This is a genomic window from Paenarthrobacter sp. FR1, from assembly GCF_051106045.1.
GTDB lineage: Bacteria > Actinomycetota > Actinomycetes > Actinomycetales > Micrococcaceae > Arthrobacter > Arthrobacter nitroguajacolicus_A.
This window is the reverse complement of record NZ_JBPFSF010000002.1, coordinates 373762-387345: the sequence shown is the minus strand read 5'-3', so window position 1 is coordinate 387345 and position 13584 is coordinate 373762. Positions and strand designations below refer to the sequence as shown.

The following is a 13584-nucleotide window of genomic DNA, read 5'->3' as shown; positions in this document are numbered from 1 at the left end:
TCCGTTCGGCCGTGTCCTAACGGCGGGATTCGGTCGCCTCTTGGCGGATGTCAGCCGCTTCGGGCTCCTCGTCGGCTTGCTTCGCGGACGTTTCAGCCTGCTCGGGCTCCTGCTGGGACGCCAGCCCCCGGCGCTTCCGCGTGGGCCAGGTGAGGATGAACGTCACAGTCGCTGCGAGGAACACCAGGGCGCCGATCACGATGCCCGCATCAACCCAGAATTGCCCCGGGAAGAGTCGGATGAGAGTGTCCTCCAGTGAGAACGTCCACGTGCCGTTGGCAAAGAAGATCCGGTGGAACTCGGTGAAGAACTGCTGCCAGCTCAGTACTGCCAGGACGGCGAGGCCAATGATGATCAACAGCGTCACGATGGAGCCGGCAAAAAGACCGCGACGTACTCCGCCGTTGCTCCGCTTACGCAGGTACATGATGGCGATGATGCTGAGGATGATGAGCAGCAGCCCGGCGCCGAATGACGACAGAATGACGAGCTTGACGTCGGCCATGTGCGAGACTTCGCTGTCTTTGAACAGCTTGGCCCCGTCCTGATTGACCAAGCCGCCCAGGTATCGGGGACCTGCCCAGTTGCTCAGGTAGTCCACAGCGTAGGAACCGTAGGTCATGCGGTCATCGGTATTGAAACCGTAACCGTCGCCGGGGAAACCCGGACGGTTGTATTCCACCCAAAGGAACAGCGGACTGGTCACCGCACGAACGGCCAGCACCAAGAGGATCACCGGGTAGAAAACGGCCAACATTACCTGGAAGATCCGGGGACCGATCGGTTTTACCTTGGCTGCTTGCTCGCGTTCTGCATTGCGGCGGGCTACTTCGTCTTCGGGCGGACGGACCTGAAGCGCCGACGTCGGCAGGGGTTCCGAATAGTGTGAGGGCTGCTTGTCCGTCGAAGCGCCTGCGAGTGTGTCAGCGAACAGCGGCGGCTCGGCCTCGACGTCGGCTGCTTCGGCGGCCTTCCGGTCGGCGCGGCTTTCCGGCTGGCCCGTGGCAGGCGTAGCGGTAGTGGCAGGCGTAGCGCTAGTGGCAGGCGTAGCCGCAGAAGCACCGCTGGACGTCTTAGGCTTCATCCAGTCGAAGGCCGGTTCGTTGGGGTCCTCGTGGAGATCCGTGTCCGGTTCTTGTGGTTTTGGGCTCTTGTCGCTCACAGCGGGTTCACTTCCGTAGGCATCCACCGGCGATTGCTTGCTGCCGGCTCTCTTGTCTGCATTCGAGCCTACCGCCCGGCTTTACGCAGACACGCGGTGCCACCCCGGCTGCGACCAGATCGAAACGCAACTGTAAGCTCTAGGCCGCGATGCTGCGGTATCCGGCGTCGTTGGCATCCAGGTCCCCAGTGACTCCGGCGCGGGCCGCCCTGCCACCGAGAATCAATGTATAGGCCCAGTAAGCGGCCAACACCAAGGCACCTATCGTGATCTTGGCCCACACGGGTAGCTGGCTGGGTGTCACGAAGCCTTCCACAATCCCCGAGATGAGCAGGACCAGCACCAGCCCCAAGGCAACCGTGATCAGGGAACGCCCTTCATCAGCCACCGCCTGCAGCCGGGTTCGCGGACCAGGCCGAACCATGGCCCAAAAAATCTTCAGCCCCGCCGCGCAGGCAATAAACACGGCGGTGAGCTCCATCAGGCCGTGAGGGAGGATGTAGCTGAAGAAAACATCCATCTTCCCTGTGGCAAGGAATAGACCTGCTGCCAGCCCCAAGCTCTGCGCGTTCATGAAGAGGATGAACGGTACCCAGAATCCGGTGATGCCGAACGCCACGGCTTGGGCAGAAATCCAGGCGTTGTTGGTCCATACGGCACCAGCGAACGAGGCCGCAGGATTCTCCGAGTAGTAGTCAATGAAGTCTTCCTCCACGTACTGCTGCACTTTGGCTTCGCTGGCCACCGCCCGTAGCGCCTCCGGTGAGGTACCGATCCACAGGGCATACGCTCCAGCCACCACGACGAAAGCCAGCCCACACCACAGGGTCAACCATCGGATGCGATAAAAGGCGGCTGGCAGGGAAATGACGAAGAACCGCGCCAAATCCTCCATGAAGTTCGAACGTGCCCCGGTGAACCTGGTCCGGGCCTGGGCCAACGCCGCGGACAGGGAGGCCGACATCCCACTTTCCGGAGCCACCGAACGGATCAAGGACAAATGACCGGACACCGCTTGGTACAGGCGCAGCAGTTCGTCCGCCTCGGCTCCCGTGAGTCGGCGCTTGTGCGCCAGGAAGTGCAGCCGCGACCATTTGTCCCCATGTACGGCCGAGAAGGCATCGATGTCCACGCCACCACCCTAGCGCTTGTCTCCACCCGCGGGGCCTGAACCGCCGCTAGACTCGTTGGTGCGGGCCCGCCGAACGCCCGCGGAGTTTGCGAAGCATGGGGGCTGGCATGAGTTCGATCATCACAGGCGAGGCAGTGGTCCTTGAGCTGCGCCCCGCGTCTTTTGCGGCCCGGGCACTGGGGCTCATCCTCGACGTCATCTCCCAGGTTCTCCTCGCCATCCTCCTCATCATCCTGATCAGCGCCGCCTCCCGCGACCTTGACGATTCCGCCATCCAGGCCCTCGTCCTCAGCAGCATCGTTTTCTCCGTCGTCATCGTTCCCGTAACCGTCGAGACACTCACCCGCGGACGGTCCCTGGGCAAGCTCGCCACAGGATTGCGCATTGTGCGCGACGACGGCGGTTCCATCCGCTTCCGGCATGCCGTCATCCGCGGACTCATCGGTTTCCTGGAGATCTACATGACCTTCGGCGGCCTGGCGATCGGCGTAGCGCTGTTCAACGACAAGTCCAAACGCCTCGGCGACATCGTTGCCGGCACCTATTCACTCCGCCAACGCGTACCGTCAAAGCCCCGCATCATGCCGGTGGCACCCCACTATCTGCAATCATGGGTGGCTATGGCAGACATCGGCAGGGTCCCGGACGCCACCGCCCGCCGGGCAGGAACCTTCGTGCAGCAGGCCTATCTCATGGCGCCGGCGTCGCGCGTCAACATGGCTGCTTCCCTGGCATCGGAACTCGCCCGGTACGTGGCCCCTCCCCCGCCGGCGTGGACTATCCCCGAGGATTACATCGGTGCCGTCCTCGGGGAACGGCGCAACCGCGAACTCGCCCGCCTGCGGCAGGCGGAGCAGAGGAACGCGACCGTCGGCGAACGGTTGCGGAAGTTGCCGTTTACCGAGGCCTGAACCTCGCACCAACCTCCCCGTTCTACGTCCAATGAGACGGCCTCGCTATACGCGGGGGCAGGAGTGTGTTGGGGTCGCCTTCGGCGGAGTTGACCTGGGAATTGGTCAAATAGAGGGCCCTTGAAAGGTCCGCACCGTGGAGTTGTGCTCCTCGGAGGTCGGCGCCCAGGAGGTCCGCCGCGGTAAGGTCGCTGCCCCTCAGCCGCGCTCCGATCAAGTAGGCACCGCGGAGGTCGACTCCGCACAGTCGGCGGTTCGCAAGGTCGGCACCCATGAGGTCGGCGCCACTCAGTTCGCCGTCCCGGGGGCCGCCGTCGGGAGTCTGCTGGTCCTCGGCTCCATAGGAGGCTCGCAGTTCTTCGCTGACCTCCATCAGGAGGTGCCGGACCTCGCTGTGCAAGGTTTCGACGTCGGCACCCAGAATTGCGGAGGCGTCACCTTGGGCGGTGGCTGCTATGTGATCGGACAGGTGCCCCGCGGCCACTGCGAGGTCAGGATCGAAGGTGCGTTGCTGGGCTTCGACCAAATACCAGAGCATCTCGTGGAGTTGCCTCACCATCTTGAACACGGCGAACATCGAGGACTTCGTCGAGGGGTCCTGAGTCCAGCTGGTTCCTTCGAAGGTGTGTTGGGACACCACTTGGCCCGCGCCGAAGCAGTCAAAGTCCGTGCAGCCTCGAAAACCACGGGGCCTCAGGCTTTGGTGGATGGCGCAGGAAAAGTCCTCGGCCATGTTCGGGCAGGGCGTGGCTGCCGGTTTGTCGATCGCGAAGTCAACCGAGCGGGCGAATCCGAGGGCGGTGCAGCAAAGGGCAAAACAGTTGCCGCAGTCCGGGCGAAGGGTGGGTGAAATGGTCATGTGTGCTCCAGGTGATGAAAGAGGGTCCGGTGGAAGGAGCCGGGGAACCCGTCAGCGGGTTCCCCGGCGGGACACCCGGAATCACCAAAGATGGCAGCACAAAATGGAGGGCCAACGCAGGGTCAGCACACAGGGTTTGGGTCAAAGCGCGCAGGAAATAATCACTGCAACGATCTTAACAGCAGGACTACCGCTGGGCGTAGCTCGCCCAGGGGATGTTCCAATCCCCGAAGCCCTCCAAAGGTTCTACGGGAGGGGCGCCTGTGTTCAGGATCTGGACAACGTCGCCGGTTTTCATGTTGTTGAAGAACCAGGCGGCGTCCTTCGGGAGCAGGCCTACGCAGCCGTGGGAAACGTTGGCCACGCCAATGGAACTCCAGGCAGCTTCAAGGGCCTGATGCACGTACACGCCGGACCACGTCAAACGGTTGGCGTACTCAACCACCAGGGGCGGGTAATATCCTTTGTCGCCAGGCTTGAGCCCAATGGTCCCGGCGTTGAAGTTGGAATGCCGTTCCTGCTCCATGATCACTGCGTAGCCCGTCGGCGAAAGCCAGTCTTCGCCGCCGAGTGACACAGGCGCAGTGTGCACCAGTTGGCCATCGGAGTACACGTTCATGGTCTTGGTGTTGTCGTCCACCACAGCCACGCGCTGGGGACCGGTGGTGAAGGTGGAGACCACGTCCGCGTTGCCGATCATGTTGTTGCCAAAGTTGACGCCCAGGAGCTTCATGTCGACGGTGACGGTGGTTCCGGAAGCCCAGAACGCCTCAGGGCGGATCCGGACCTTCTTGTCCGAGTACCAGTGCCAGGCCACCGGCTGGCCGGAAGACACGGTAATGGCGACGCGCTTCTCCATGGCGGCCTTGTCCACTACCGGCTCACTGAAGTTGATCTCGATCGGTTGGCCGGAGCCTGCTGTGGTGCCGTTGCGCGGGTAAATGGAAGCGTCGGCCTCGTAGGCGGCAGAAACTGTAGTGAAGGTCTGGGTCTTCTTGGTTTCCTTCCCCGCGGTATCCACCACGGTGAAGGAGTAGTTGTACTGGGTCTTGAACTTCAGTACTTCCAGCGTGGTCCACGTGCTGCCATCAGGGCTGGTCTTGCCTTGAACGGGCGTGCCGCCGCCAACGGGAGTCAGCACGACGTCCTTGACTTTGCCGTTGACCGCTTTGATTTGAGGACCCACCACCGGGTTCCATTCCACTGCACCGTCCAGGGGGGTGATGCCCAGCTCCACGGGCTTCGCCTCCACGGTGGGAGCCGGTGACGGGTTTTCCGTTGCACTCTGCGTGGAGCCGGCGAGGAGTCCCGGCACCGTGGCCACTCCGATTCCGCCCACGGCAATGGCGGCACAGATCCCTATGATGGCAAGGATCTTGCCCGTCTTCCGTTTGGCGACTTCCGTCATGGTTCCCGTCTTCCTGTCCCCCGGCAAGCAATACTGAACACCCAATTCTAGCCGAAAGGCCGGCCACGCTTCTCGCGCGTCCGGCCTTTCGCCATCGTTTTGGGTTTCGCGGGGCTGCTAGTAGCGGTAGTGCTCCGGCTTGTAGGGGCCTGCCACATCCAGGTCCAGATAGTCGGCTTGGTCCTTGCTCAGTTCCGTCAGCTCGACGCCCAGGGCGTCCAGGTGCAGGCGAGCCACTTTCTCGTCCAATATCTTGGGAAGAACGTAGACCTCGTTCTGGTACTCGCGCTCACCTGCCGGCTGGTCCTTCTTGGTCCAGAGCTCGATCTGAGCGATGGTCTGGTTGGCGAACGAGTTGCTCATCACAAACGACGGGTGTCCCGTGGCATTACCAAGGTTCAGCAAACGGCCTTCGGACAGCACGATGATGGACCGCTCGGAATCCGTGCCGGCTTCAAAGACCCACTCGTGGACCTGCGGCTTGATTTCCACCTTCTGGACGCCGGGGATCTTCGCGAGCCCTGCGATGTCGATCTCGTTGTCGAAGTGCCCGATGTTGCCCACAATCGCCTTGTTCTTCATCCCGAGCATGTGCTCGGCCATGATGACGTCCTTATTGCCCGTGGTGGTGACGAAGATGTCACCTTGCGCCAGCACTGATTCGAGCTTCGCCACCTGGTAACCGTCCATCGCGGCCTGCAGGGCACAGATGGGGTCGATCTCGGTGACGATCACTCGGGAGCCCTGGCCCCGCAGCGCCTCTGCGGCGCCCTTGCCAACGTCGCCATAACCACAGACGACGGCGACCTTGCCGCCCATGAGGACGTCGGTGGCCCTGTTGATGCCGTCCGGCAGGGAATGGCGGATGCCGTACTTGTTGTCGAACTTGCTCTTGGTGACGGAGTCGTTGACATTGATGGCCGGGAACAGCAGCTTGCCCTGCTCGGCGAGCTGGTACAGGCGGTGGACACCCGTGGTGGTTTCCTCCGTGACGCCCTCAATGCGGGCAGCCAGTCGCGTCCACTTCTGCGGATCTGCGGCGAGGGTCCTGCGCAGGAGGTCCAGGATAAGGACGTACTCCTCGGGATCTTCCTCAGTGGCGGCCGGAACGGCACCAGCGGCTTCGAACTCGACGCCCTTGTGCAGCAGCAGCGTGGCGTCGCCGCCGTCGTCGAGAATCATGTTGGGACCCAACTCCGGGTTGGCGTCGGCGCCGGGCCAGGTGAGGATCTGCTCCGCAGTCCACCAATATTCCTCCAGGGTTTCGCCCTTCCAGGCGAAGACCGGCACACCCTGCGGGTCTTCCGGCGTGCCCTTGCCGACGACGACGGCGGCAGCGGCTTCGTCCTGGGTGGAGAAGATGTTGCAGGATGCCCAGCGAACCTCCGCGCCCAGCGCGGTGAGGGTTTCGATGAGGACGGCTGTTTGCACGGTCATGTGGAGCGAACCGGCGATCCGCGCGCCCTTCAACGGCTGCGAGGCGCCGAACTCTGCCCGGAGCGACATGAGGCCCGGCATTTCGTGTTCGGCGAGACGGATCTGGTGGCGGCCTGCCTCCGCAAGGGTGATGTCGGCCACTTTGAAGTCAAAAGTCATGGAAATCCTTAGGAGTACCGTGCGAGTTTGGGAAACAGAAGTGTTTAGGCCTTGGAATCGTGCTGGCCGGAGGTGGCGGCATTGGCCGCCGCCAGCAGTTCCGGAGGCAGGAGCAGCGGAATGCCGTCCTCGATCGTGTAGCGGAGCTTTTCACCGTCCGCAGTGGCAGCGGTGGAGACCAGCTCCTCGCCCTCCTGGACCAGCGGTGAACCCGTCACGGGGCAGCGCAGGATGGACAACAGTTCAGGACTGACCTTTGGCATGAATGATGCTCCCTGGGTGGCGCCGGCGTGGCGCCGCTGGCGGATTTATCTGCAGATTCCAGCCTACCGCGCACCATCATCCCGTTTGGATCACCGCGACGATTTGCGTCCCGCTGCCGAACGCAGCCTCCCGGACGGGCTGGCTACGACGGTTCGCGGAGGATTCGCAAGTGGCCGCGGCGGGTTCCCTCGACGCCGGCGGGCGGCTCCATCTGAGCATGGCTGTGCCGGGCAGGTGTCTCCGGCGCAGCGGAGGCTGCCTCACGGACGGCATTGGCAAGTGCCAGCAGGTCATCCGGCCCGGGCTCGGGCGGAGTGGTGGGCATCGCCAGGCGAAGGACTTCCCAGCCCCGCGGAACCGTCAGGCTTTCCGCATGTTGCGAACAAAGGTCGTAGGCATGGGGTTCCGCATACGTGGCGAGCGGACCGAGGACTGCGGTTGACTCTGCGTACACGTACGTCAAAGTGGCCACCGCAGACTGGCGGCAGGCTGACCTTGAACACTGACGAATAGCACCCACAACATCCCAGATTAGCGCCACTTGGCACCTACTTCGTGCATTGGGCGTCCGTGGCCCACCAACAACATGCGGCGTCAACGGCTGCAGCAACATCCGCGGCGCGGTACCGGCAGAGATGTCGCGCTGGCGGTTCCTCGCGACTAAAGTCGATATATGCAGTCACAGCCACATGTTCCCGGGTTCACCATCCGGTGGACTGACGCCGATGGCGATCAGGTGGAGCAACATGCCGATTCGAGCGTGCGGGGCTTTCGTCGGCGCCGGCGCAATCGGCACGGACGCGGACTGCGCGGAGAACTGATGCTCCCTAATCTTCCCGGCTTCCGGACACGCTCAGAGCGCTTCGACGACATGGTGCTGGACTCTGCGGAGCGGCTCCAGGACATGTGGGGCAAGCAGTTGGATGGCGTCCTCTTTGCCGTGGATGAAATTCCGCCCAACTTGGAGCAACTCGTCGCTGCCGGGAACGCCGCCCCCATGGGCTCTTACACACCGGGCGGTCGTGGCGAGGCCCCCATGATCACGGTTTATCGTCGGGTGGTGGAACAAGGGTCCGCGACTCGCGAGGAACTGCAGGATCTTGTCCACGACGTCGTGGTGGAGTACACCGCCGAAATGCTCGGCGTACCGCCGGAGACCCTGGACCCGGTGTACCGCCGTCGATATCAATAACGACGGCGGCAACCCACTCGGGCGGTCCGCCCCAGTGGATTAGTAGCCCACCGACACCGGAACTTTCTCGAGGCCTGCGGCCGCGTCCTGGATTGCCACGACCGAGACATCGGCCCGGCCCTCCTTGCCGAGGACAAGCGCGCCATACACCGGATCACCAGATGCGGACACCACGTAGCCCGCTATGAGCGCGTCCCCGGATTTTGCCGGAAGTTCAATCATGGATGTGGTCCCTCCGGACATATCGACGTCCACGGCTTTGCCGACTTTCCCATCAGCCGTCACAGGAGCGTAGGTGACCGTGCCGCGGCCTTCGGGTACGCCGAAGCTCAGGAACCTTAGGCCGTCCCGGGGAACCGCCACGAGGTGTTGGCTGCCGAGGCGGGCCGAGGCCGGTGACCAGGCAAAGTCGGTTGCCTCCTCAGCCTTGGCTCCACGGGTTACGCGGGTTGATGCCACGAACGACACGTCGGATGTGGCCTTGACCGTATAGCTGCCTGCCGGAATGCCATCGAGGTTCATGGTGGCCACCGTTCCGCCCTTGACTGTCACCACTCCCCCGTTGGGAATTTTGCGTTCACCATTGGAGCCGTAAAGACTGACCTGCACCACAGCATCGGTGGATCCAGGGACGGCGATTTGGAGGGCTGGTACAGCGTCCGAGAAGCCGGACTTGCCGGCAAGTGCCTTGGTGGCCGCCGGGTCCTGGATATCGACGCCGGACATCACCTGCTGGTTGGACGGCCCGGCACCGGGTGACAAGTACTCAACGCCGCCGGGAGCGAGGCCGCGCAGCACGCTCTGTTGGATGGTTCCGGCCACCGGGCCGCCGGTGCTGCGCACGTGGACGGCCAGTTGTGTCTCACCGGGGGCAAGCCCTGCCAGGTTCACGGATCGGGTGGTTCCAGGAGCCACCAACAGGCCGCGTGCACCGGGCGCCTGAATCTGGCCCTGGCTGCCAAAGAGCTCAAGGTTGACTGTGGCTGGAGTTTCGGAGGCGTTACTCAGGTTCAGCACGGCGGTACGGCCAACTGATGTGTTTGCTCCCACCAGCCATGCGTCATTTCCCGATGGCTGGCACTGGGCAGAGGCCAGTCCGCGGAGGTCGCCGTCGGTGGCGGAGTAACTGAGGTTGGCCGCCAGGGACGCCTGTTCGTTCCCCACAGGATCGGCCGTCACCACTGTTGGCGACGTCACCGGACTCACGGAGGCCACTCCGGCGGCCAGCACGGGTGGTCCTGCCGTTGGGGTGGGGGTGCTGGTGGGAGCCTTCGCTATTTCTTCCACCGCATCGCCGCCCAGCGAGGTCACCTTGCTTCCGGGAACTGTACCCGCCGGGTTGCTCAGCACCACGGCGTTGAGGGCGCTGGCTGCAGTTGTGGAGACAGGGCTGAAGTCGGCATCAGTTCCCACAACGGTCCCGTTCACCAGCCTCGCCGGTTCCGGGCAAACACCCAAGGCACGGCCCGCTGGGACGTCCGCTTGCCGTAGGTCCATGGTTATTCCGCCGGAGGGCTCGGGCACCATCGACGCAGCGGCAACAGCGCCTCCACCTGCCGCCAGGATTGCCACGGCGGAGAGGACCCCCGTGATAACGCCCCTGTTGGAGCTCCGGGAGCCTTTGCTGGCGCTGCGGGACGTTTTCGCGTCGAGCGGCTGCTTCTGGTCCTCAGACACTGCTGTACTCCTTACGGAGGGAGACTTCGTCCCTCGACATGCCGGTGCGCGTGCGGCGTGCGGGCATCGGAACGGCCAACAGGACCGTCAATCCGATCACCACGGCCTGCAGGATCCCGACCCACAGGGCCCAGGGGTTGGTGTAGCGGATCTCCAGGTCGCCTCCACTGGCTGGGAGTTCGAAGGCCTGCGACCATCCGGAAGTGGTGGCTTTCAGCTGGCGGCCATCCACCCACGCGGCCCACCCTGGATCGGACCGCTCGGCCAGGACCACCTTGCGGCCATCGTCGCCTGCGGGCACGGCAGCGTCCACGGAGACCTCCTCGGAGGGCAGCGAACCCACCATCGCGCCTTGGGAGTCCACAATCCGCACACGGTGCGTCGTATCCGCGGCAGTTGCCGCAGGCTGGTTCCTCGGCGTGACGCGCCACAGCCATCCGGCGTCGGTCTGGCCGACAGCAACGAGCCCCGGGACGGCGTCGATCCTGCTGGCAGTCAGCTGGGCTGCGCTATCCGCGGCCTTGAGGACCACGAAGCCGGCACCCAGCTGTTCCAGGTCGGCACGGGGGTCAACCCCTGTGCTTGCCACGATGGTGGCCACGGCCCTGCGGAGGGACGCGGTGGCAGCGTCATCGTCGGCGATTTCCTCGCGCCCAGGGGCACCGATGATGGTCCTGGCGGAGGCGATGGTGGACAGGCTGTCCAAAGTAGTACCGGCGCCCCGCATCAGGGACGACGTGAAGGCCCCCTGCTCGCCACTGGTGATGACCAGCGTCCGCGTGCGCTCGGGGCCCTGTCCGCGGTCGACGGCGGTGGCAGGCAGGGTGCCGTAATCCACCGGCCAGACCTGGCGTTCGGAGCCCAGGCTCGACGCCGGCTCGGTAGCCTTTGGCGCTGTGGTCGCCCCCGGCGCCGGTGAGGGCTGGAGGACATTCTGGACTGCCCAGGCACCCATGCCTGCCAGCGGGCCTCCGAGAAGGAGCGTCATGACCACTACAGACGCGGCATGCCGGACCGGTAGCGTCCGACGGGCGGAATCCGGGGTCCTTCGCGGCGCGGCAAATAGCTTGTCGGCACCGATGACGGCAGCACCGAGCAGCACCATGCCTGCTGCCGAGACGGCCGGGCCGGTAAACGGTCCAACAATCACGTTGTTGTTGACCCCTGTGGCCACATGCCCCACCAACCAGCCACTCGCCAGGGTGGCCAACGCGGCCAGCCAGAAGACCCTGGCCAGTGCGGTGCGCCTCCCGGGCAGGAACAAGGCCGTTATGGCGAGGATCAGGACTGGAGCGCTGACCAGCAGAGCCAGCAACAAAGCCCAGGGCACAGCGCCAGGGCCAAAGAACGGCAGACCGGTGATGCCGCCGTCGATGTCGAACGCCAACGGCTGACCGAGAAGCTGCTGCCACAACGGCGCCGCCGCAAAGGTGAGTGGCAGTCCCGGGTCGGCGAGCAACGAGCGCGGCCTGTCGAGTACGGAGAGCCCGAAAGGTAGGAACAAGGCAACAGTGGGCAAAAGCGACCACCACAGTGTTTTGCCCCGTTGTCCCAGGACAACCGCGGCGAGAATCACGGCAACGGCGATTGGGCCCAGCAACGATGGTGCAGAGGCTGTGACAACGGCCATCGCCAGGCCGGCAGCAGCGGCGGCCGTCCACGACGGTGTTCCATTGATGCCCGGCTTGCCCGTAATCGGCGTGGGCCGCCTGCTCAATGCCGTGCCGGCAGGCGAATGCCCCTGCCCTATGGCGGATCCGGAGGCACGCAACAGGGCCAGAAGAAGCAGCGGCATCATCATGTGTGCCACCAAGGCACCGACGCGGCCTTCGTTGATGGAGATAAGGAGTGCAGGCGCGCCGGCCCATGCCAAGGCGGCTACGGTACGGAAGCGTCGCTTGGTGGTCAGGGCACCGGCGGCGAACCATGCCCCTATGCCGGACAGGGGCATGGCCAGGATCAGGAGCCATGCCATGGCCGCATTGCCGTCGCCGCCACCGAAGAGCGACAACAGCCAGAGGACGTAGCCGAAGGGGTCGCCATGCCCGGGAAGTCCTGCGCCGAGGGAAATCCACCAGGTCGAAGCGTTGGACCAAATGTCACCGGGTGATGTGGACAAAGGAAGGAGCCCCCCGCCGGCCACAATGCCGGAGCGAAGCAGGCCCAGCAAGCCCACGAGTGCTGCGGCGAGGGCTACCAAGGCTGCCGCAACAGCGCCGGTTCCTACCCAGCCACGTTCGTTGGTGGCCAGCGCCGCGAAGTCGTCAGCAGCATCGCCGCTGGGTTCGGGCGCCAGCAGGTCCGAAACAGCCGGGGTTTCGTCACTGGGGCGGATTGCCTCCAACAAGGACCGCCTGTTGGCGCGGACCTCACGGGTGGGCGTTTGCAGGCCACGAACCACGGACCGGTGGACACGACGCGTCCTGGCGGCAACCCGGCGGCCCTTCGCTATGGCCCGGGGGCGGGCCAACGCAGCGACGGTGGATGTGAATTGGGAGAAGCCGTAGCCCGGTTCCTTGACCAGGATGCTCAGCAACAAGCGAACTACGGCCCCGAACAGAGCACCAACGGCTTGAAACGGAACATTCCACCAGGGTGTGTGCTTGAGCCGCATATGGATCTGGGCTTTGCGCGCGGCCGAGGAGGTGCCCAGACCGTGGGGTCGGTGCTCCACGTGGAACATCTTCGCGCTAGGGACAACCACCACGCGATTGCCTGAAAGCCAGTTGCGCCAGCAGAAGTCGACGTCATCGCCGCTGCCGGGCAGCGCGGGGTCGAAGCCCTGCAGCTGTTCCCAAACGTCCCGGCGAATCAACATGCCGGCAGAATTCACGGCGAAAGTGTCTGTGCGGGCATCGTATTGGCCCTGGTCCACTTCGTCGGCGTCAATCAACGTCAAGCGCTCGGCCCAGCGGCTGGTCGAGAGCCCCACGTCCACCAAATGCCGTTTGTTGTTCCACCCGAGCTGCTTGCAGCCGGCCACGGTAACCGAAGGGGCACGTTCAACGGCATGAAGAAGCTCCGCCAACGCGTCGGGCGCCGGAGCTGCGTCATCATGCAGGAGCCAGATCCACCTGACGGAGTCGGCTTCCCGGGCGTTACTGCCTTCCTTGGCGGTGTCGTCAATCGCCGCCTTGGCCGGAGCCAGTTCCTGCAGGCCTGCTTGCACAGCTGCACCGAAGCCGGACTTCGCGTGGTGGAAGGTGGTGACATTGCCCTGGCCAAAGGCCTCGCGGAGCAAGTCCAATGAGTTGTCCGTGGAACCTGTATCAATGCCAATGGCGGCATCTGCCGAACGCGTCTGGTCCGACAATGCCGCCAATGTCCTGGGGAGATAGTTGCCGCCGTCGTGGGAAACCACGACGGCGGTAACGTGCACTTCC

11 protein-coding genes are annotated in these 13584 nt (G+C 64.2%); 2 read left to right on the top strand and 9 right to left on the bottom strand.

All coding sequences use genetic code 11. From position 1 onward, the window contains the following. Positions 1 to 16: 16 nt before the first annotated feature. Both ACR30Z_RS06495 and ACR30Z_RS06490 read right to left on the bottom strand, forming a co-directional pair. Positions 17 to 1162, bottom strand: a complete 1146-nt coding sequence (locus ACR30Z_RS06495) for a TIGR01906 family membrane protein (protein ID WP_434371660.1) — start codon at positions 1160 to 1162, stop codon at positions 17 to 19. Positions 1163 to 1301: 139 nt separating this feature from the next. Next, complete coding sequence (locus tag ACR30Z_RS06490) at positions 1302 to 2294, bottom strand: stage II sporulation protein M (protein WP_208759895.1); 993 nt, start codon at positions 2292 to 2294, stop codon at positions 1302 to 1304. A gap of 107 nt (positions 2295 to 2401) precedes the next feature. Here ACR30Z_RS06490 and ACR30Z_RS06485 point away from each other — a divergent pair, with 107 nt between their 5' ends. Beyond that, positions 2402 to 3205 (top strand): RDD family protein, encoded by an 804-nt coding sequence (locus ACR30Z_RS06485; RefSeq protein ID WP_434371659.1) that lies wholly within the window; start codon positions 2402 to 2404, stop codon positions 3203 to 3205. A gap of 22 nt (positions 3206 to 3227) precedes the next feature. Here the strand turns inward: ACR30Z_RS06485 and ACR30Z_RS06480 are convergent, their stop codons facing one another. The 5 genes from ACR30Z_RS06480 to ACR30Z_RS06460 form a co-directional block, all read right to left on the bottom strand. Next, complete coding sequence (locus ACR30Z_RS06480) at positions 3228 to 4064, bottom strand: pentapeptide repeat-containing protein (protein ID WP_434371658.1); 837 nt, start codon at positions 4062 to 4064, stop codon at positions 3228 to 3230. A 187-nt stretch (positions 4065 to 4251) separates the two neighbouring features. After that, positions 4252 to 5472, bottom strand: coding sequence for an Ig-like domain-containing protein (locus ACR30Z_RS06475; RefSeq protein ID WP_434371657.1), 1221 nt, complete (start codon positions 5470 to 5472; stop codon positions 4252 to 4254). A gap of 117 nt (positions 5473 to 5589) precedes the next feature. Further along, entirely contained in the window at positions 5590 to 7068 is a 1479-nt protein-coding gene (ahcY, locus tag ACR30Z_RS06470; RefSeq protein WP_434371656.1) for an adenosylhomocysteinase, read from the bottom strand. Between the two features lie 44 nt (positions 7069 to 7112). Further along, entirely contained in the window at positions 7113 to 7331 is a 219-nt protein-coding gene (locus tag ACR30Z_RS06465) for a Trm112 family protein (protein ID WP_144647533.1), read from the bottom strand. 143 nt (positions 7332 to 7474) lie between these two features. Beyond that, positions 7475 to 7852 (bottom strand): DUF3499 domain-containing protein, encoded by a 378-nt coding sequence (locus ACR30Z_RS06460; RefSeq protein WP_208759909.1) that lies wholly within the window; start codon positions 7850 to 7852, stop codon positions 7475 to 7477. Between the two features lie 153 nt (positions 7853 to 8005). On the opposite strand from ACR30Z_RS06460, the gene ACR30Z_RS06455 reads away from it, so the two are divergent. Further along, a complete protein-coding gene (locus tag ACR30Z_RS06455; RefSeq protein WP_144647537.1) occupies positions 8006 to 8524 on the top strand; it encodes a metallopeptidase family protein in 519 nt (172 codons plus the stop codon). Positions 8525 to 8563: 39 nt separating this feature from the next. On the opposite strand, the gene ACR30Z_RS06450 is transcribed toward ACR30Z_RS06455, so the two are convergent. Both ACR30Z_RS06450 and ACR30Z_RS06445 read right to left on the bottom strand, forming a co-directional pair. Continuing rightward, positions 8564 to 10201, bottom strand: a complete 1638-nt coding sequence (locus ACR30Z_RS06450) for a DUF5719 family protein (protein ID WP_434371654.1) — start codon at positions 10199 to 10201, stop codon at positions 8564 to 8566. Next, the gene (locus ACR30Z_RS06445; RefSeq protein ID WP_434371652.1) at positions 10194 to 13580 is read right to left on the bottom strand and encodes a glycosyltransferase family 2 protein; all 3387 of its coding nucleotides are present in this window, start codon (positions 13578 to 13580) and stop codon (positions 10194 to 10196) included. The genes ACR30Z_RS06450 and ACR30Z_RS06445 overlap by 8 nt, the downstream gene beginning before the upstream one ends. Positions 13581 to 13584 lie beyond the last annotated feature (4 nt).

Bases quoted from the DNA above. Each gene is read 5' to 3' on its own strand.
- ACR30Z_RS06485 (WP_434371659.1), top strand. From the start codon at position 2,402: ATGAGTTCGATCATCACAGGCGAGGCAGTGGTCCTTGAGCTGCGCCCC.
- ACR30Z_RS06480 (WP_434371658.1), bottom strand. From the start codon at position 4,064: ATGACCATTTCACCCACCCTTCGCCCGGACTGCGGCAACTGTTTTGCC.
- ACR30Z_RS06475 (WP_434371657.1), bottom strand. From the start codon at position 5,472: ATGACGGAAGTCGCCAAACGGAAGACGGGCAAGATCCTTGCCATCATA.
- ahcY (WP_434371656.1), bottom strand. From the start codon at position 7,068: ATGACTTTTGACTTCAAAGTGGCCGACATCACCCTTGCGGAGGCAGGC.
- ACR30Z_RS06465 (WP_144647533.1), bottom strand. From the start codon at position 7,331: ATGCCAAAGGTCAGTCCTGAACTGTTGTCCATCCTGCGCTGCCCCGTG.
- ACR30Z_RS06455 (WP_144647537.1), top strand. From the start codon at position 8,006: ATGCAGTCACAGCCACATGTTCCCGGGTTCACCATCCGGTGGACTGAC.